This window comes from Paenibacillus sp. BT-177 (assembly GCF_025846815.2).
In the GTDB taxonomy this organism is placed as follows: Bacteria; Bacillota; Bacilli; order Paenibacillales; family Paenibacillaceae; genus Paenibacillus; species Paenibacillus polymyxa_C.
This window is the reverse complement of record NZ_JAOYTP010000012.1, coordinates 1-18425: the sequence shown is the minus strand read 5'-3', so window position 1 is coordinate 18425 and position 18425 is coordinate 1. Positions and strand designations below refer to the sequence as shown.

Here is an 18425-nt window from a genome sequence, read left to right as displayed (position 1 = left end):
AAAGGCTCTCTATACCATAGAGAGCCATGCACGATCCTGTCTCCAGTCTACTTGCACAGGTGTTTCAAAAAAAGCACTGAGCGTTTCACTGCTCAGGATATCTGTCGTTTTACCTTTGGCAAACACCGTACCCCGGCGAATCAGAATTGTATGTGTGTACATGGGTAGAATTTCTTCGATATGATGTGTAACATACAATAAATTTGGAGCACCCGGCGTCTCGGACAGCTGACGAACGCTATCCAGTAATGCTTCTCTAGAAAAAAAATCCAACCCATTACACGCCTCGTCCAAAATCAGCAGCTTGGGCGAGGCCATTAACGCGCGAGCAATAAGCACTTTTTGCTTTTCTCCCTGTGAGCATCCCTGATACAACCGATCCACGAGATGAGCACAGCCCAGTTGGGTCATAAGCTGAATGGCCTGTTTATCATCTGTATCCGTCGTCTGATCATACAGTCCAATAGAAGCAAATTTGCCGCTGATGACAACATCCTGCGTGCGCTGGCTTCCATTAATTCTTTCCTGTAAAGAGGAACTGACCCAACCAATAGATTTGCGTAATTCCCTCAAATCTACATCCCCAAAAGTATGACCCAATACACCGACACTACCTGTGGTTGGCCATATGTAACCATTAATCATATTGAGCATCGTTGTTTTGCCTGATCCATTCAAGCCGAGTACAGCCCAGTGCTCTCCCTCAGCTACCTGCCAATTGATTTGATCCAGTATGGTACGGTTATCTCTCTTCCAGCTTACATTGTTAAGTTCAATGACAGAATTCATGGCTGCACATCCCCTCTATTCATCGTATCATCAGATGTTTATAAGCATAATAAAATATAACTTTTACTACATTAATCTTCACTTTCGTATAAGAATAGCACAGGGTTGCAGGTTGTTCAATTTTAAATTCACTCTATTACTTTCTACAAAAGTAATAGAAACAGAATCAAGTTTAATAGCCCGCTTAGGCTAACTGGAATAAGGTAGCCTAAGCGGGCATTTTAGTTGCTTTATGATTTAAGAGTTAAGATTTTGGGGCGATGAAGACTGATTTATGAGGCAGTTTATGCGCTATTTCCCGAGGCAGGCTCAGATTTGTTGCCAATACATCAACAGGGTTGCCAGCCATCCACTCACTCAAATCAATGGCCTCGTAATGACCACTCCGTCCAAATAATATTGCCATTCATCCGCATTGGGATGCCAGTGCATTTCTCGCAATCCGCCTGGCTCTAATTCAATCACAGATCCTGCCATCGTCGAAGAAATAGGGAAATCTTCTACTGTAACGGTCCGCTGAGTCCCTCCACCCGGTGCCAATCTGGGCTGTTTGGCCATTAAAGGATAGCGGTGTTTAGTAATTAGATCGGAAGAAGCGCGCGGATATGCATCATGAGATGCGATAGATGGGACAGGTCCTTTTGCAAAATAAGCTTCCTTCTTTGGTAAAAGAGCCAGCTCGTCGGCTGCAAGTCCGAGATTTTGCATGACAACATCCGCGGGAGTCTGAGCGAATAAAATCAGTAATGCTGAACGTATGGTCTCCGAAAAATCACCATTATCAAAAATCAGGATAAAATGACACTCTCCAGGACCAAGACCTTGAATGGAGTGACCATAACCACGGGGGAAATACCATACATCACCGGGGTTAAAAATATCGACATAGGAAGTACCGTGAATGTCCGAGTCGCCACCTCGCGGTTAGGATTAGGATAAACAGACAAGAAAAAAAGGATGAATCATAAACAATTCATCCTTTTTTTGATTTAGGTTCTTTATTTGTATGATCAACTTTATTTGTAACTTTATTCGCATTTTTATCTTTATTCTTGTTGTTATTCTTCTTATCCTTGCTTGGGACTGTAACCTTCTTTTTTTCATTAGCCAGTCGCCAATAGCTTATTACTTTTCGGTACATAGACTTATCTGTCAATTGGTTAAAAATATATGGATCTGGCTTCGTGTTCACCTCAATGATCCACGGGATAAAGCGATGATCCAATCCAATGTCCACACCAATTTGCCGGAATTTCGGATATGTTTTTTGTAGTTGTGTGGCGATCGTAATCCCTAGTTCATTGAGCTTCTTGACCAGCTCAGCCTGCTTACTTTGCGATAAATGGGATTTCAGTAGTTGTTCTAAGGCCATCGGTTTACCACCACTATGATAATTGGTCACGATTTTACGGGGATGACCCAAGCGTCCAATAATTCCGGTAGATTCCCATGACCCTTTTGCATTACGCTGCACCATGATCCGGATATCAAAATAACGATTTTGATGGCGCAGTAAATGGATTCCCTTTTGAATGAGATAACTTTTTTCCCCCGTGTGTTTCGATAAGCTGGTGATTAGTGCATCCAAATGTTTGAATCCCAGACGCTTTTCCTCATATTGGTAGGCAAAACGCTGACCTGCCTCTTGTTCGACTTTCATCACACCTTTGCCAAAGGTACCTCGCTCAGGCTTTACATAGACCATACCATATTTTTCGAGCATTGATTTCACATTTGCTTTGCTGTATTTACGAGTTTCAGGTACAAAAGGCTTGATACTGCCATGCTGGAGCAGCAATTGGGTTTTATGCCATTTGCTGCGCAACGCCTGCGCTTGTGAAGAATTCACTTGCCCCTCTCCTCTCTACTCTCAGGGTAGAACGCTCCTGTTAAAAAAGATCAATCTATCGTATGCGCCAAATCCCCATTCGAAGCTCCATTCGCCCTCTTCTACATAGAATTAGACAGTTGGCCTTGCCCGGTCGAAAGAGCCTGTCCAGGCATACAATAATATAAGGTACCGGTAGCGTATATTTACACGTATAGGGAGTGAATAACATGTCTGCGCAATCCGATGAGCCACAAAAGGGTTCCCTCTCAATCGATGTTCTGATCCCCGCAATTGAAAAAGATCTGGCGACACTACCACTAGTAATTGACAGTCTCCGCCGTCACGTGCAGCACCGAATTGCAACCATTTATATCGTTTCACCGCAAAGCACCAAACTTCGCCGTCTATGTGCCAACAAGAAGTGTACATTTATAGACGAAAAAACAGTGTTGCCCATCACTAAAAACCATATTCGTTACGGAACAACGCGCTGGGATCGATCAGGCTGGCTGTATCAGCAATTGCTCAAAATGAATGGCGACAAAATCAGTAAAACGTCTTTTTTTCTCGTCATAGACGCGGACACCATTTTGATTCGTCCACATACGTTCCGTAAAGACGGGAAAACAATTTTTTACTATCGCAGCTGGAGTCAACCTGAGTACTTTCGCACTTACCGTAAGCTGATGGGTGTTAAAGCTCCCTCACCAAAGTCCTTTGTCACTCACTATATGCTTTTTGAAAAAACACGGCTCGCCCAGCTCAAGCAAGTTATTGAGACCAGACATGGGGAACCTTGGTACAACGCCATTATTCAAAGTATAGACCGGACAAAACAGTTTGGATTTTCCGAATATGAAACGTATGCCAACTATCTATACAGCAATCAGCCCTCTCGGATGATTTTGCGCAATTCATTGAATAAAGCGCTTCATAGTCGTGCTTCTTCGCTGTCACCAAAACAATTGGATGTCTACGCCCAAAGCTACCGCTCCTTATCTTTTCATCAACGCAAAGTATACCAGCTAGCTCCAAAAACAAAGATTCAATCTGCATTGAAATAGTTCCTAAAATAGAAAATCCCGCAATTGTTGATGCAATCCAAATGGATCTGCATTGAAGGAGGAAACGTCCGTGCGCATCGTATTGTTATGCGGTGGTGCCGGAAAACGGCTGTGGCCATTGTCCAACGATATTCGGTCAAAGCTGTTTCTCCGGTTGTTACCCGCTCCTGATGGGCAGCAGGAATCTATGCTTGGCCGGGTGTATCGTCAGCTTACCTTAGCCGGGCTAGATTCCTCTGCCCTGCTTCTGGCTCATCGGAGTCAGGTAAATCTAGCATTTCGCCATACTGAAGGTCGTCTGCCCGTTCTTGGCGAGCCTGCCAAACGGGGAACCCTCACAGCTGCCGCACTCGCTGCTGCTTATTTTCACACAAGAGGCATGGGGCTGGATGAAGTTCTCTGTATTGCTCCAGCAGATATGTTCGCAGGCGACGACTTCTTCCACAGCATAGCAGCGCTCTCCGGTCTATTGCTCGAGAGCGGAGCCGATCTGGCTATGCTTGGGACAAGGCCTACCCATGCCTCCGACCAATATGGATATATTGTTCCAGGTCTGCAAATGAGGCAGGAAGGGAAATCGGCTTATGCACAAGTTGCTCGCTTCACTGAAAAGCCGCCTCTCTCTAGGGCGCAGCAGCTTATTAACCAAGGCGCGCTGTGGAACTGCGGTATTTACGCTTTTACGTTACGGTATATGCTGTCCTGCATGGAGCAAATTCAATTGCCGCTGAACGATGAAGAACTGTACACAATATATGATAGTCTCCCGGTTCGCAGTTTCGATGAGGAGATTGCGGAGCGTACTGAACGGGCCGTTGTCCTGCCTTACGAGGGCGAATGGCACGACATCGGCAACTGGCAGGCCTTAACAGAGCAGCTAGGAAGCCGAGTGATCGGGCGTGGACAAATCAGTGGCCAGACTCACGGCACACACATCGTGAATGAGCTGCCCTATCCACTTCATGTCATTGGCGTGGAGGATATTATTGCTGCTGCAAGCCCTGACGGTATTCTCATTGCGTCCAAAAGCCATGCTCACGCGATCAAGGAGCAGCTAGGCAACCTCCAACTTCATCCCATGCATGGTGAAACCTCTTGGGGCAATTACCGGGTGCTGGACGAGTTTGATCACCGGAGTCCGAACGACATCTTAGCCATACGACTGACGGTGTTGCCAGATCATCGCTTGAATGGACGTATTCACGGCAGCGGACTTAAAGTATGGACGATCGTGTCCGGCCGGGGAGAGGTTATGCTGAACGGAGAACGCTTTGCTGCGGCAAGCGGCTCTGTATTTAGCATTCCAGTGGATACGTATCACACGATCCGCGCAGATCTGGATACCGCACTGGAACTGATCGAGGTGCGCCTGGGTCACAGTTTGGTGAGCGCCTTCTATAAATCCGATTCCTGACAACACAGAGTTATAGAATCTAAACAGATAGGATTTCTGCACGAAAATCACACATCAAAAAAATCGCTCTTGAGCAAGGTGAGTAAAATCCTATGCTCATGAAGCGATTTTTTTGTAATATTACATCTCATAAAGTAACCGTTTTAACCTTGCCAGATAAATAAACCTTGTTGGCCTTAACTATCCCGGCCTCCATTAAAAAGTGCTGCATAATCTTCATCTGATAGTGTATGCGTACTTTCTGGGACAGGCTCCACCCCGTTTCCACGGTTACTGCACGTGCCCCTAAAATACGGGCTGCAGCGGTACGAGAGGAACCTGGGAGCTCATGCAGCCGCATGTTGAAATGGTGGTCTTTCACCTTGATCGAGCGATTCATTCGCTTAATAATCCGGCGCGTCGTGGGAATTACCGGGTTGCCTTTATTGGAGATCAGCGTTTGACCAAGCACCTTGGCATCCTTTTGTGATAATCCATTCGCCTCATGTAAGTCGAGATACCATTCAGGGTGATGCTTTTGTGTTAGTTTAAATAGAGCAGCGGAAAGTGGATGTGTTGCCGCCTGCTTTTTCTGGCGCGGAAAGGTTCGATTCAGATCAGGTTTTCCTCTGATCTGCTTGCGGTAAGCCTCTTGATTCACAATTGGCACAATAATAAGTTTGCCATGGCTGAATCTTAGTTTTTGCTCATTCAAAAGCTTTACCAGTTTCTCAGCCGCACGTATACTTGCTATTTCATTACCATGTATGCCTGCAACCACCATCGCACACGGGCCTTTCTGTCCCTCTATGGCTACATAATAAGGAGTCGCCCAAGAAGAGCCCTTTCCAAGCATATATCGTTTGACCTGCATCCTCTTCACCTCCGTATAGGCTTTCAGTGTCCTCTCTTCTGTTCTCGCCGACGGATGATTTCACGGTATAGTCTCAAATAGTTGCTGGTCATCTGTTTGTTGGTAAATCTTTGGTTAACATACAATCGAAGCTGCGCGGGTGACGGGTAATTTTTTTGCTGTGCCTTACGTGCCATTTGGCCAACTGATTTGCAAATCAACTGTGGAAAGCCTGATAGCACCTCGGGAACGGAGCCATTTTTTAGTGCCAGCACAGGTGTTCCACAAGCCATGGCCTCTACCATTACGAGTCCGAACGGCTCTTCCCACAGTGATGGAAACAACAGACACTCTGCATGTTTCAGCAGCTTCTGTTTCCGATCACCCCCAACTGGTCCTACATAGCGTATATTCGGATTGCGCTGAATTCGCTTCTGAATCTCTCGGCGAAAAAATACAGGGGCTTTGATAGGACCCGCAATAAGCAGTCTTTTTCCTGTTCGCTCTGCAACCTGAATGGCCTGCAGTACACCTTTATCCGGTATGATTCTGCCCATAAACAGCAAGTAGCCTCGCTTCTCACTGCTGAACTCGTATTCATGGGTGTTGATGCCGTTATAGATATAAAATCCTTTGCCCCCGCCCATCAGTTGGCGTGCTCTTTTACTGACATATACGGGGTTTTTACCGTGCCTCTTCACTGGTAGATGAACGGTACACAATGATGAGCAAGGCAGCTTCCTACGCGCCACCGCAGAACGAAAGGTATGGTCATGAATGATATGTGTACCGGAAGGCATATGCCGAAGTACATATTGGGGGATCTGACTATGTTTCAAACCCTTCGGATAAGTAATCAATCGCGCGCTGCTCCTGCTCCCACGGGCGGCAAAAAGAGATACATGATGCCCTCGTCTCACTAATTCCTCTGTTAATTCATGCACAACCTTTTCCGTTCCGCCCTTGATGGAGGGTACAGGCTGTGCATCGGGATAGTTGGATATGACCTGCACAATGGTTAAAGGTCGGTTTTTGAATGCTTTACTCTGCCTTGAAGCCATACGAATTCCCCTTCCTGACCGGAAATACGGTGTGATCTTTACGATGTCAACGGGAATCTAAGCATACTCCCGTGCAGGTTATAAATTGTAGTATATAGGTATGTATGTTTTGCATGATTGCTTGTGCCAATCGTCTGCAAGTCGCTTTTTGTCATACGAGACTAGTCATAAGGGAGAGCTATTTAATTTGTCAAGCTAAAGTTAAGGAGAAAATTCTCATCGTTTTCTAATAAAGCAGGGCAAAACGTTGGGGTAACAGGGTTGTAACCATGAGTGGTAAATTGCGGATATTTTATTTGTGTTATTGTCATTTCAGGACATCAACACAATACGAATAACGGAGGAAATTATATATGAAACGTACTTCTAAAAAATTGTGGATGGGTATTTGCTTTACGATGACTTTGGCACTGAGCGCTGGGAGCTTCGTCGTTGGACCAGACACCACTCATGCCGCTTCGACAAGTAAAGCTGATCGGATTATTTCAAAAGGATCCCAGTATATGGGCGTCCGTTATGAACATGGAGCTCCTGCAGGCAGTACAAGCTCTTTTGATTGCTCTTCGTTCACTCAGTATGTTTTTGCACAAAATGGAATCAAGCTTCCACGTTCGTCCAAACAGCAGTCAACTGTAGGCACTTATGTACCGCGTAGTCAGCTTAAAAAAGGCGATTTGGTCTTTTTCTATGCCCCAATTCATCATGTAGCCATTTACATGGGAGACGGGAAAATACTGCACACGTATGGTAAAGGTGGCGTAACGGTTACAAAACTGAATTCGGGATGGTGGAACTCCCATTACACAACAGCACGTCGTGTCCTTTAGGATCATTTTGGATGATTCCCATCCACCGAATGCTTAACTTACAATTAACATTAAAAAGGCTGTTCCTCTGAGTAGAGATGTCTACTGGAGGGACAGCCTTTTCTGTTGTTTTTGAGGCAGCGTAACGATGACCTCCGTCCCTTCTCCTTCTACGCTTTCCATGCGTATCGTACCCTGGTGAGCATCTGTTATTGTCCTGGCAATCGGCAACCCCAGTCCGGTTCCTCCGGTTTTACGATGTCTGGAGCTGTCTACCCGATAAAATCGTTCAAAGACACGCTTGATCTCGCCCTCAGGAATGCCAATTCCGTAATCCTTAACCCGAAGGTGGACATCTTTTTCATCTGTAGATATCCATATTTCGATTTCATCCGAGCTATACTTTAAGGCATTATCCAGTAGGATGACTAGTAACTGCTTGATTTTTGCAAGATTAGCATCCAGCCAAATTTCCTTTTCTTCTGTAAAAATAGAAATTTGACGTTCATGTACAGGCTTGAGATGTGCTACTACCTGTTGACAACAACCAACCAGCTCTACCGGCTCATACGGTTCGGGGGCTTGCTGCTGTGAGGAGGCCAATGTCAGTAATTGCTGCGTCATCGTACGCATTCGCTGAGTTTCTTCATAGATCGATTCAATCGATTCCTTACGTATGTCCTCGTCACGCGTACCCCACCGCCGCAACATGTTGGCATAGCCCTCAATAATCATCAATGTCGTATTCAGCTCATGTGAGGCATCGGAAACAAACTGCTGCTGGCTCTGAAAGCTTTCTTCCAATCTCTCCACCATTCGGTTAAAAGTTGCGGTCATTTGGGACAATTCATCTTGATTGTGGCTGCCGACAGGAATTTTTTTGAATTTCAAGCTTCTTTCGATTTCCTGCATTGTTTGAATACTACTGGCGATTGGCAGCAATATCGCATTCGCCAAAATCGTGCTACCCACCAGACTGAGCAACATAGCTCCTACAGTCGACGTGATAAGAATTGTATTTAAGATATCGAGATTGTTTTCGAGCGCATCCCATTTTTCTACAATCTCCAGTGTCCCCTTTTGACTACCTTCTGGGGAAAGCACCGGAAGGTGAATGATCAGAATTTTATGATTCTGTAGATCCGTCAGTTGAGAGCTCTGAGAAAGGTTAAAACGTATATCGTCTAGCTTAAAGCGCGACTGACGGCTTACTTCATACAGAAGGCGAGATTGCTGATCAAATACCCTCAGAATGGTATCCCCCGAAAGTTCATCTTTCAGCTTGGGCCCCCATGCATTTTTCAGAATCATCGTAGGTCCTGTTTCGGAAATAATTTCAGTCCACTTATTTTGTAACACTTCTCTTTCATTACGAGTAGCGATTTTGACAAATAATAGATGAACCGTGACATCCACAAACAGGAGAATCGTCATCACTAAAATAGAACTAAGCAGGGTAATTTGGGTCCGCAGCTTCAATGGTCTTCCTCCCGGATACAGTACCCAACGCCGCGCACGGTTTTAATCAGTTTCTTTTTGTATCCATGATCAATTTTTTTGCGAACATATCGGATATAAACATCTACTACATTCGTATCACCAACAAAATCAAACCCCCACACGTCCTGAATCATTTGCTCCCGATGCAATACCTGATTTTTGTGCTCCATCAGATAAAGAAGCAAATCAAATTCTTTGGGCGTAAGTTCGATACGTTTTCCTTCCCTCACCACAGATCGCGTCTTGGGTTCCAACACCAGGCTATCGACCTGAAGTTTGGATTGCTGCTTGTCCTCTTTTGGTGGAGCGGTAGCTGCCGGCTCCAATTGATTCCTCATACTAGCCCGCATCCGCGCTAATAACTCCTCAATTTCAAAAGGCTTTGTAATGTAATCATTAGCTCCTTCATCCAGACCTGAGACCTTGTCAGGAGTCGTGTTACGTGCAGTGACCATAATTATCGGGGTATGATTGTCCACTTTTCGAATCTGCTTCAGCACCTCAACTCCGTTTATCTCCGGCAGCATCACATCCAGGATAATAATATCCCATGTATGGGCTAATGCTTTTTCCAACCCTTCTCTTCCCGTTTGTGCGATTTCAACCACATATCCTTCATGGGATAACTCCAACTGAAGCAATCTGGATATCTTCTCTTCATCATCAATGACCAGCACCGACTTATCCATCGCAAAACCACCTATTTTCTATAGAAAAAACTAATAAGCAATGCACATAACATTCATTTTTTATTTGATTTTAAGCTTTTATCCGTATAGTCGCTCTATAATATAACTTTGTAATTCAATTTTTTGAGGTTAAGGAGTAATTTATTCATGTTAATTAATGTAGACTTTGCTTTGTTTCACTGGATCAATGAACTGGCTGATCACCTCGCCTTTTTGAATGGAACCATGCGCTTCTTGGCGCAATATGCACCGTATTTATTCGGAGTGGCCTTACTGATATACTGGTTCACCTTTAAAATGCCGCATCGGATGATGATTTTAGAAGCCGTTATAACGGTTTGTATCGGTTTTATAATCAGTTGGGGGCTTGGACATTTGTTTTACAGAGACCGGCCTTTTGTTGGACATTCTGTCATTCAGCTTATTCACCATGATCCAAATGCTTCATTTCCGAGTAATCATGCACTTGGAGCTTTTGCTCTGGCTGCAATTCTATGGCTTCATCATCAAAAATATCGTGTTCTGTGGGTTATCTTGGCTATGCTTATTGCAATATCCCGCGTATGGACCGGGGTGCATTATCCTTCAGATATTTTGGCAGGCGCCCTTATTGGGGCAGGTTGCGCAGTTGGTGTTCATAAATTCATTTGCAGTCGGAAGCTTCCAGGCATCTTTATGCAGGCGGCTATTATTTTGTATGAAAAATGGGAGCAGAAGCTGGGACTTAAGCCTTTAAAACAGACGAGAACTAAGATGACCAAATCCACTTCCTCTGTCCAAATCAAAAGCAGACGCTAATGCGTCTGCTTTTTTAACTTCTTCATCTATGCCACTCATTATGCAGTCGATTTGGTACGAAGAGATAGCATTCGTTCTTCATAACGTTGGTAGAACCAAATGCAAGCTGCCATCCAGCACCCACTCATGAAATAGCCACCCACAACATCACTTGGATAATGTACGCCCAAATAAATACGGCTTGCCCCGATCGTTAGGATTAGCAGGCTACTGAGCACAACAAGAAGGATACGCCCCCTTCTGGAAGGAACGTGCTTCCACAATAAAAACGTTAGCGCCGCATACATACTAAAAGCAGTCATAGAATGTCCGCTGGGAAAGCTGTATCCATTCGCTTCAATAATACGGTTAATTTCAGGTCTCGCACGCTGAAATAGCATTTTTAACACCATATTCAGCAGCACCGATCCCAGCACAGCAACCGCTAAAAAAAACAATTCTCGGCGGTGTCCTAATACGCTATATAGCACGAACATGGCAATTAAAATGATAATCACTACTGGAATCCCGCTGCCGATCATAGTGAAACATTTCATAAGACGTGTCATGGCAGGCGACTCCAGTTGTCCAATAGCTGTAATGATCCTGTGGTCAAAATGCCGTACTTGATGGTCGCTGACCCATAGTGCAATTAAGCCAAAACCGATGGCACATACTATACATGTGAGCAGAGCCACGGAAATTGGCAGCTTTGTAGGTAGTTGCTTCATTTTTTAAAGGTCCTCCATAATCTTCATCCCCTGATCAAGCAAAATGTAGCATTCGTATTGTCTATGTATTTACTTTACCCACTTTTCTTGTATCATTTCATGAAAAGATTAGCTTTTAGAATAAAGCATGGTTAGCTTTTTGGCAAAAGAACGAGGAGTCATCCTGTGATATGAAATCAATTCTCCATTACAGATCACATGAAATACGCCATACGGGGTCGGGGACAGTTCCATCAATTGTGAACGATCTCGTATATCAATGATTTCAGGTTGTATCCCCACAGTCTCAGCTGCTTCAATCACATTGTGCGTGGCTATTTCCAGATAAGGGCATTGATGAGTTCGTAAAATGGTTAAGCCCTCACTAAAACGATCCAGACGTAAAACCCAATTATCAGGAAAATAAGGGTCTGAATGCTCTTGATTAAGCTTGTAAACATACAACTGAAAAGAATATGGAGCATCCTCCACATGCCGAAATCCGTTTTTCAGAAAATCTCGGGACCTGGTGCCCAGGAGGTATCTATGTTGGTAACAACTGCCACTCCCTTCTTCCCCAACGTAATAGCATCTTGAATGCAGCGTTGAATAAGCTGTGAGCCTAGCCCCAAACCAGTTACAGCGATCCAGATGCAATGAATTACTAGATATCCATCCGCATGAACAGCTCTCCATGCTTGTTCACCCAATGCATACTCAATGAATCCTACTGGTTTATTGTCTTTTCTTAATTGTATGTAAGTCAAACCTTGAGTGAATTCTTTTTCTGTCCAATTCAGCTTTTGTACATATCCCGGTGCTTTTTGCATGCTTCTCATGCAAAAACAGCCGTCTTCTCTTATTTGATTTTCATACCATTCAATGGTTGTTGTTGAATTTTCCATATAGTCTCTCCTAACTTTTAAGAATATTTATGATATAAGGATTTCATAATGATTACAAAACCGCAAGCGAAATAATAGTGAAAAAAGCTACAAAAAAAGGACACTATTTAAGCCTTATAGGCTCGAATAGTATCCTGTCATTACACATGAAACACTGCAAACGCAATTCTATGTCAAACAAATAGCATCTTCTTATTAAGTTGGCGTGACTTCACCAAGCTTAATCTTGTTCTCTGCTTCCTCGATTGGATAGCGTTTGCGGAACCACAACGATTGAAGCAGCAAAAAGGTGCCGCTTACGGTCCAATATAAAGGCATGGCCGCAGGAGCATTGAAGGAAAAGACCGCCATCATAATCGGTGAAAGATAACCCATGATAGCAAATTGCTTGCGCTGGTCAGCCGTCATCTGTAGTTGAGAAAGCTTGGCCTGTGCCAAGTATACAACTGCGACGACAATTGCCAGAATCCAGTCCGGCTGTCCAAGCCGGAACCATAAGAAGGAGTGAGACGCCAGCTCCGGCGTGAGTCGGATGGCAGTATACATCCCGCTTAAAATCGGTAGCTGAATGAGAATAGGCAGACAACCGATATTGAGTGGATTGAATTGATGTTCTTTGTATAGTGACATCATTTCCTGCTGCATACTTTGCTGACTGGTGGCGTCTTTCTTATTCTCATACTTCTTCTTAATTCGGTCCAAGTCGGGTTGCATAGCGCTCATCTTGCGCTTCATCCCCTGCTGGGCACGCGTTTGACGCATCATTAGCGGTAGTAAGGCCAGACGGACAATGAATGTCAAAGTCATGATCGCCAGCCCAAAGCTTCCACCAAACCATTGCGCCAAATGCTGAATGAGCCAAGAAAGTGGGAACACCACGTAATGATTAAAAAAACCAGGTGTCTGTGCATTAATCTCCGCAGCATTCGCACCACAACCAGACAGCAGCATGACCACCGCCAACGCTACGATTAAACCCAATATCCGTTCTTGTTTACCCCAAAAAGTGAATCCCTTGAATCGTTTCATATGTTCCTCCTCGTTGATTGACTGTGCCATCACTCAACAAGGGGGAACAATCGGATGCATCTTCATCTGGCGCTTCTTTCCGCCGAATGTGACGTGCTAGCCGTACAGGCATGTCCTGTCCGCGGGCAGATATCGGCATCAGCGGAGAAGCATGCGAGCGAACGGGCCCGCCTTCGACCCAGCATTCAGCTACACTGCCATGTAAATGAGCAAGATACGTATAAGTCACAGTGCACAGCAAGCCGATCGTAAGCAAATAGGGGAGTAGGTCCTGAAGCTCAAACAAGGGATTCACCTCCTTCGGTATGTTGCTACAATTATAGCACGAAACCGAACAATCGACTAATCTTTAATTAGAGATAGAGGTTGGATCACAAACAAGAAAGTACGCTCTACGTAACGGTAAAAACTTAACGTATAGCAAGCATACGATTCAGTGCCTGTACAGCGTCCTGTCTGATCTGAGCATCCACACGAATGACCCCCACAGGCTCTCCCCGATCAATCTGTTCCATTGCCCACAGCAAATGCGGAAGATCGATCCGGTTCATGGTCAGACAAGGACACATATCGGGATTGAGCGATTCAATCTGCTGTTCAGGGTACTGCTGTCTAATCCGTTGCACGAGATTCATCTCTGTGCCAACGGCCCATTGGGTCCCCGGCTCTGCCGCACGGATCGTATCGATGATGAATTTGGTGGAGCCAGCACAATCTGCGAGCTGTACAACCTCATAAGAGCATTCGGGGTGAACGATGACCCGGATATTCTTATCGCGTTCACGGACGTTGCGAATGTGATCTACCGTAAATTTTTCATGAACTGAACAGTGCCCTTTCCATAAAATGATTTTCACGGTTTCGGGTTTTCGTTCAGTCTCCAACTGATCGGTCATAGGATTCCATACAGCCATTTCATCCAGCGGAATTCCAAGATCATGGGCTGTATTGCGTCCCAAATGCTGATCCGGCAAAAATAAAATACGTTCCTTTTGTTTCAGCGCCCAGGCCAGCACCTGCTTGGCATTCGAAGAAGTCACGGTAGCCCCGCCATGCCGCCCTACAAAGGCTTTGATCTCTGCTGTGGAATTTACATACGTTAACGGAATGATCGTATCACCTATCAACTCCTGCAAATGCTTCCACGCTCGTTCCGTCTGCTCCATATTCGCCATATCTGCCATCGAGCAGCCTGCGCGCATATCCGGCAGAACGACGGTTTGCTGGTCGGTAGTCAGCATATCCGCTGTCTCCGCCATAAAATGAACCCCGCAAAACACAATAAACTCCGCTTCCTGATTTTGTGCCGCCATTTGAGCGAGCTGTAGCGAATCTCCTGTGATATCAGCAAATTGGATAACCTCGTCTTTCTGATAGTGATGGCCCGGAATGAGCAGCTTTGAGCCCCATTTTTGTTTCAGCTCAGCTACACGTTGCTCCATGTCAGCAACCGTCAGTGTTTTATAATGCTCTGGCATAAGTCCACGATTTCCTTGTAAAACGTCTAGCATAGACATTAGATTCCCTCCATATCGTTGCGGCTGACTGTCCCTCGCTCACGAATAGATAACCGCTATGTGTACAAACATATTTACATGTGTCTTGACACTTATATTTACACATGCCTACAATAATCTCAAGGGTTTTTGGAATGGAATTATTTTTAAGTGGGGAGGATTTGCTATGATTTACCTGGACTTTGCCGCTTCCACACCCATGTGTGACGAAGCTTTGCATATATATACCGTAATGAATAAGGAAATGTTCGGAAATGCCAGCAGTCTCCATGATGCAGGCGGTCAAGCAGCCTACACACTAGATTACAGCAGGCAACGAATGGCAAATATGATTGGCGGGTATAAGGAAGGCATCTATTTTACAACAGGGGGCACAGAATCCAATATGTTGGTCGTGCAATCGATCCTGAACGGGTTGCCGTCCCACAAAAAGCATTGGATTATGAGCGCTTTGGAACATCACTCGATGTATAATCTTGCTACTTTTCTAGAACATCAGGGCTATGAGCTGACCATTGTACAACCCGATCGGGAAGGAAGAATAACCCGTGAAGTTCTTATCCCCCACCTTAGAGACAATACCGGGCTTGTATCTGTACAACACGCCAATTCGGAAACAGGGCTGATTCAGGATCTTGCTGCCTTGTCTCCCCTGCTCCACGAACGCGGTATTATGCTGCATAGTGATGCGGTACAAACATTTGGGAATGTTCACATAGATGTAGAAGCCATGGGAGTGGATGCACTCTCTATATCAAGCCATAAAGTGTATGGCCCCAAAGGTGTCGGTGCTGCATATCTCAAACCCGGAACCCCATGGCGTCCGGTATATCCTGATACACTGCATGAAAAGGGATTTCGTCCTGGAACGATTAATGTTCCAGGGATTGCAGCCTTTGTCGCAGCGGCAGAAATGATGACCGAACAGATGGAGATGCATCAGGAGCGGTATGCTACCCTGCGAAGATACTTTATTACGAAAATTCAGGAAAGATCGATTCCATTACGTTGGGTCGTAGAGGAAAGCGAAAAAAAAGCGGTGCTGCATCATATTGTAGGATGTTTTTTTCACGGTTACGAGGGACAATATGTTATGCTGGAATGTAATCGCAGCGGTGTCTGTATATCTACCGGAAGCGCATGTGCCGCCGGACATCACGATCCTTCCCCTGCCATACAAGCCCTTGGAGCATCCGGCCGTGAAGCCTTACAATTTATCCGTATTTCTTTCGGCAGGACAACCACCATCGAGGAATTGGATGTACTGGTAGATATTTTGACAGACCTGACGCATCGACAAGAAAGGAGCTTATCCCGTTGACTGAATCTTCAAAACGGTCGGGTACGGATCGCCGCGAACAGCTGCTATTGTGGCTCAAAAGCGAATCACCGCTGACCGGGAGCGAACTGGCACGCAGGTCCTCCGTTTCCAGACAAATAATTGTACAGGATATTTCCCTGTTAAAAGCAAGCCAAGAGCCTATCCTTGCAACGAGTCAAGGATACATTTATATGGAGCCTACGGCTCAAGTCGCTCCCTTAGCCTCTCGTATTATTGTGTGTAATCACCGCCCTGAACAAACAGAAGAAGAATTAAAACTGATTGTGGACTACGGTGTCAGTGTGCAGGATGTTATAGTTGAACATCCAGTATATGGAGATCTGACTGCTCCAATACGGGTCGGAACTCGCAAAGAAGTGGACGATTTTATACGTAAGATCAGCTCCACTCAAGCCAATTATTTGTCCCAGCTGACCGGAGGCATTCACCTGCATACATTGCATGCCTCGGATGAAAATAAAATTAATGATGCCTGTGCTGCACTGGAGCAAGCCGGCTTCCTGATGACAGATTAATCTTAATACGATACAAAGCAATGAAAATCCTGTCCAGTTTGTGGAGTGCAAATGCACTCCGCAGGGATGGTATGTAAATAGCAAGAATGAAAAATCCCGGCCCCCTTATAAAGGGAATCGGGAATGGACTAAGTGAGCTTAATTTCTAGCAGCTCATATTTGATTACAGCCATGGGTGCATCGACATGAATGATACTGCCCACTTCTTTCCCCAAAAGTGCCTTACCTAAAGGACTCTCATAGGAAATTTTGTTGTCCAGAACATCTGCCTCCGCAGGACTTACAACTTTGTATTCCACCTTCTCCGAAAATTCGATGTCATTCAGAATAACAGTAGATCCGATACTGACCGTTTTAAGGTCCAGATTACTTTCATCCACTATCCGAGCTTTGGTCAACATTTTTTCCAAGACCATGATCCGTGTTTCCATAAACGCCTGATCGTCCTTGGCTGAGTGATATTCACTATTTTCCTTCAGATCTCCATAGCTGATGGCCAACTTGAGGCGTTCGGCTAGCTCCTTGCGTTTTACCGTCTTCAGTTCCTTAAGCTCTTCCTCCAGCTTGGCTAATCCCTCTTTAGTTAACAATACTTCTTCGTTCGACATGGTCTTATTTCAACTCCTATTTCAGCACTTTGCATAATTCAAGTTCAATACTCGAAGGTACAATATATACGAGCTAAACCGTTAGGGTCCATCTATTGCTGATTGGATAAAGCTCCTGGAATTGATGCAAAATGCTCATTTAGCTTTCTTTATTGTAGTTTACTCTAAATTGGACCAACATGCGAAAAGAAATTCAGGAATTTAGCAGTCAGCTACCTTCGGCCACAGTGATTCATATGGTAACCAAAGCTTTCTTGCTCGCATATCGTATGATCATAACGTATTTTAATGAGCACGTGCAGTGCCACTGCCCTTGTCCCAAATTTCATGAAAACCAGGCAGGAGCAGTGTATGGCGGGAGGAAGATTCAATGGCTTCCTTAGGAAAGAATGGCAACGGGAACGGGAATCGCAAATCCAAATCCCCCCCTAACGGTCAAAAGAAAAATGGATTAAACAGTAATTCGGCTATCTTTTCAGCACTTCAAGGAAAAAATGTGGAGGTCCTAGTCGCAGCCCTCCTACTAACAGGAAAACTAAACGTCGATTCCGTGACTTTATACAGACAAGCAACTTTATTTTTAGGACTCACAGGAAAATACAAAACATTAGCATCTGCCCCTACTAATGTAGATAATATGGTGAAATTTTTAAATGATAACGGCAATATGACGTTGGATCAGGTAATACAAGCCTTTTCACAGAAAATAAATAAATAAATAAATAAATAAATACTTAAGAGGTGGCGAAAGGAGATATTTATAGTGAGTGAGTTTGATGGAGAATATTTTGCAGAGGTTATCATCATTGTGATTCTAGTTGCCATGATCTTCTATGGCTCCTCAGATATAGAGGGACTTTCCGCTTCGCCAACCCAATCCTAAAATGATAATTCCCGCAAAAAAAGCATCTATAGACTGGGACTGACCCCCGTTTGTGAGACAGGGATCAAAACACCTTCCAAGTTTAAGCAGCCAGTTGTCGGAAATGAACCGGCGACTGGTTGTTTAGTTTTGTTTGAATGCGAATTGAGTTAT

General features: G+C 44.7%; 19 protein-coding genes and 2 pseudogenes. 7 read left to right on the top strand and 14 right to left on the bottom strand.

The genetic code is table 11. The features are described from left to right. Window positions 1–9: 9 nt before the first annotated feature. From OIU26_RS23120 to OIU26_RS23105, 4 genes and pseudogenes are all read right to left on the bottom strand, one after another. Entirely contained in the window at window positions 10–789 is a 780-nt protein-coding gene (locus OIU26_RS23120; RefSeq protein WP_264218152.1) for an ABC transporter ATP-binding protein, read from the bottom strand. Window positions 790–1146: 357 nt separating this feature from the next. Beyond that, window positions 1147–1497: a cupin domain-containing protein gene (locus tag OIU26_RS23115; RefSeq protein WP_254207937.1), complete on the bottom strand. Its 351-nt coding sequence runs from the start codon at window positions 1495–1497 to the stop codon at window positions 1147–1149. Window positions 1498–1530: 33 nt separating this feature from the next. Continuing rightward, a pseudogene (locus tag OIU26_RS23110) lies at window positions 1531–1668 on the bottom strand (cupin domain-containing protein); the annotation flags it as partial. A 94-nt stretch (window positions 1669–1762) separates the two neighbouring features. Next, window positions 1763–2638: a YheC/YheD family protein gene (locus OIU26_RS23105; protein WP_264218151.1), complete on the bottom strand. Its 876-nt coding sequence runs from the start codon at window positions 2636–2638 to the stop codon at window positions 1763–1765. 209 nt (window positions 2639–2847) lie between these two features. On the opposite strand from OIU26_RS23105, the gene OIU26_RS23100 reads away from it, so the two are divergent. After that, window positions 2848–3684, top strand: a complete 837-nt coding sequence (locus OIU26_RS23100) for a DUF6492 family protein (protein WP_264218150.1) — start codon at window positions 2848–2850, stop codon at window positions 3682–3684. A 70-nt stretch (window positions 3685–3754) separates the two neighbouring features. Then, on the top strand, window positions 3755–5098 hold the full coding sequence (locus OIU26_RS23095) for a sugar phosphate nucleotidyltransferase (protein WP_264218149.1): 1344 nt from the start codon (window positions 3755–3757) through the stop codon (window positions 5096–5098). A gap of 127 nt (window positions 5099–5225) precedes the next feature. Here the strand turns inward: OIU26_RS23095 and OIU26_RS23090 are convergent, their stop codons facing one another. Both OIU26_RS23090 and OIU26_RS23085 read right to left on the bottom strand, forming a co-directional pair. After that, on the bottom strand, window positions 5226–5951 hold the full coding sequence (locus tag OIU26_RS23090) for a succinylglutamate desuccinylase/aspartoacylase domain-containing protein (RefSeq protein WP_264218148.1): 726 nt from the start codon (window positions 5949–5951) through the stop codon (window positions 5226–5228). Window positions 5952–5974: 23 nt separating this feature from the next. Next, window positions 5975–6991 carry a glycosyltransferase family 4 protein gene (locus OIU26_RS23085; RefSeq protein ID WP_264218147.1) on the bottom strand — a complete coding sequence of 339 codons (1017 nt, stop codon included), beginning with the start codon at window positions 6989–6991 and terminating at the stop codon, window positions 5975–5977. 353 nt (window positions 6992–7344) lie between these two features. Here OIU26_RS23085 and OIU26_RS23080 point away from each other — a divergent pair, with 353 nt between their 5' ends. Next, window positions 7345–7818: a C40 family peptidase gene (locus OIU26_RS23080; protein ID WP_058711074.1), complete on the top strand. Its 474-nt coding sequence runs from the start codon at window positions 7345–7347 to the stop codon at window positions 7816–7818. A gap of 81 nt (window positions 7819–7899) precedes the next feature. Here OIU26_RS23080 and OIU26_RS23075 read toward each other — a convergent pair whose 3' ends face one another. Together OIU26_RS23075 and OIU26_RS23070 are read right to left on the bottom strand one after the other, a co-directional pair. After that, a complete protein-coding gene (locus OIU26_RS23075) occupies window positions 7900–9276 on the bottom strand; it encodes a HAMP domain-containing histidine kinase (RefSeq protein WP_264218146.1) in 1377 nt (458 codons plus the stop codon). Further along, the gene (locus tag OIU26_RS23070; protein WP_264218145.1) at window positions 9273–9986 is read right to left on the bottom strand and encodes a response regulator transcription factor; all 714 of its coding nucleotides are present in this window, start codon (window positions 9984–9986) and stop codon (window positions 9273–9275) included. The genes OIU26_RS23075 and OIU26_RS23070 overlap by 4 nt, the downstream gene beginning before the upstream one ends. A gap of 147 nt (window positions 9987–10133) precedes the next feature. Here OIU26_RS23070 and OIU26_RS23065 point away from each other — a divergent pair, with 147 nt between their 5' ends. Further along, complete coding sequence (locus OIU26_RS23065) at window positions 10134–10784, top strand: undecaprenyl-diphosphatase (protein ID WP_264218144.1); 651 nt, start codon at window positions 10134–10136, stop codon at window positions 10782–10784. A gap of 38 nt (window positions 10785–10822) precedes the next feature. Here OIU26_RS23065 and OIU26_RS23060 read toward each other — a convergent pair whose 3' ends face one another. The 5 genes and pseudogenes from OIU26_RS23060 to nadA form a co-directional block, all read right to left on the bottom strand. Next, window positions 10823–11494, bottom strand: a complete 672-nt coding sequence (locus OIU26_RS23060) for a phosphatase PAP2 family protein (protein ID WP_264218143.1) — start codon at window positions 11492–11494, stop codon at window positions 10823–10825. A gap of 108 nt (window positions 11495–11602) precedes the next feature. Further along, window positions 11603–12378: pseudogene (locus tag OIU26_RS23055) on the bottom strand (GNAT family N-acetyltransferase). Window positions 12379–12573: 195 nt separating this feature from the next. Next, window positions 12574–13407: a membrane protein insertase YidC gene (yidC, locus tag OIU26_RS23050; protein ID WP_058712336.1), complete on the bottom strand. Its 834-nt coding sequence runs from the start codon at window positions 13405–13407 to the stop codon at window positions 12574–12576. Further along, window positions 13373–13702, bottom strand: coding sequence for a hypothetical protein (locus OIU26_RS23045; protein WP_228392906.1), 330 nt, complete (start codon window positions 13700–13702; stop codon window positions 13373–13375). The genes yidC and OIU26_RS23045 overlap by 35 nt, the downstream gene beginning before the upstream one ends. Before the next feature lie 115 nt (window positions 13703–13817). After that, on the bottom strand, window positions 13818–14924 hold the full coding sequence (gene nadA, locus OIU26_RS23040) for a quinolinate synthase NadA (RefSeq protein ID WP_264218142.1): 1107 nt from the start codon (window positions 14922–14924) through the stop codon (window positions 13818–13820). 166 nt (window positions 14925–15090) lie between these two features. Between nadA and OIU26_RS23035 the strand changes: the two genes are divergently transcribed. Both OIU26_RS23035 and OIU26_RS23030 read left to right on the top strand, forming a co-directional pair. Further along, window positions 15091–16245, top strand: coding sequence for an IscS subfamily cysteine desulfurase (locus OIU26_RS23035; protein WP_264218141.1), 1155 nt, complete (start codon window positions 15091–15093; stop codon window positions 16243–16245). Next, a complete protein-coding gene (locus OIU26_RS23030; RefSeq protein WP_264218140.1) occupies window positions 16242–16781 on the top strand; it encodes a transcription repressor NadR in 540 nt (179 codons plus the stop codon). The genes OIU26_RS23035 and OIU26_RS23030 overlap by 4 nt, the downstream gene beginning before the upstream one ends. A gap of 128 nt (window positions 16782–16909) precedes the next feature. Here OIU26_RS23030 and greA read toward each other — a convergent pair whose 3' ends face one another. Further along, the gene (gene greA / locus OIU26_RS23025; protein WP_013371005.1) at window positions 16910–17389 is read right to left on the bottom strand and encodes a transcription elongation factor GreA; all 480 of its coding nucleotides are present in this window, start codon (window positions 17387–17389) and stop codon (window positions 16910–16912) included. Between the two features lie 370 nt (window positions 17390–17759). Between greA and OIU26_RS23020 the strand changes: the two genes are divergently transcribed. Continuing rightward, window positions 17760–18107 carry a hypothetical protein gene (locus OIU26_RS23020; protein WP_013371003.1) on the top strand — a complete coding sequence of 116 codons (348 nt, stop codon included), beginning with the start codon at window positions 17760–17762 and terminating at the stop codon, window positions 18105–18107. Window positions 18108–18425 lie beyond the last annotated feature (318 nt).

Coding starts and splice junctions, on each gene's coding strand:
- OIU26_RS23080 (WP_058711074.1), top strand. CDS start 7,345: ATGAAACGTACTTCTAAAAAATTGTGGATGGGTATTTGCTTTACGATG.
- OIU26_RS23020 (WP_013371003.1), top strand. CDS start 17,760: ATGGCTTCCTTAGGAAAGAATGGCAACGGGAACGGGAATCGCAAATCC.
- greA (WP_013371005.1), bottom strand. CDS start 17,389: ATGTCGAACGAAGAAGTATTGTTAACTAAAGAGGGATTAGCCAAGCTG.
- OIU26_RS23100 (WP_264218150.1), top strand. CDS start 2,848: ATGTCTGCGCAATCCGATGAGCCACAAAAGGGTTCCCTCTCAATCGAT.
- OIU26_RS23090 (WP_264218148.1), bottom strand. CDS start 5,951: ATGCAGGTCAAACGATATATGCTTGGAAAGGGCTCTTCTTGGGCGACT.
- OIU26_RS23035 (WP_264218141.1), top strand. CDS start 15,091: ATGATTTACCTGGACTTTGCCGCTTCCACACCCATGTGTGACGAAGCT.
- OIU26_RS23120 (WP_264218152.1), bottom strand. CDS start 789: ATGAATTCTGTCATTGAACTTAACAATGTAAGCTGGAAGAGAGATAAC.
- OIU26_RS23065 (WP_264218144.1), top strand. CDS start 10,134: ATGTTAATTAATGTAGACTTTGCTTTGTTTCACTGGATCAATGAACTG.
- OIU26_RS23060 (WP_264218143.1), bottom strand. CDS start 11,494: ATGAAGCAACTACCTACAAAGCTGCCAATTTCCGTGGCTCTGCTCACA.
- yidC (WP_058712336.1), bottom strand. CDS start 13,407: ATGAAACGATTCAAGGGATTCACTTTTTGGGGTAAACAAGAACGGATA.
- OIU26_RS23070 (WP_264218145.1), bottom strand. CDS start 9,986: ATGGATAAGTCGGTGCTGGTCATTGATGATGAAGAGAAGATATCCAGA.
- OIU26_RS23085 (WP_264218147.1), bottom strand. CDS start 6,991: ATGGCTTCAAGGCAGAGTAAAGCATTCAAAAACCGACCTTTAACCATT.
- OIU26_RS23115 (WP_254207937.1), bottom strand. CDS start 1,497: ATGCAAAATCTCGGACTTGCAGCCGACGAGCTGGCTCTTTTACCAAAG.
- nadA (WP_264218142.1), bottom strand. CDS start 14,924: ATGTCTATGCTAGACGTTTTACAAGGAAATCGTGGACTTATGCCAGAG.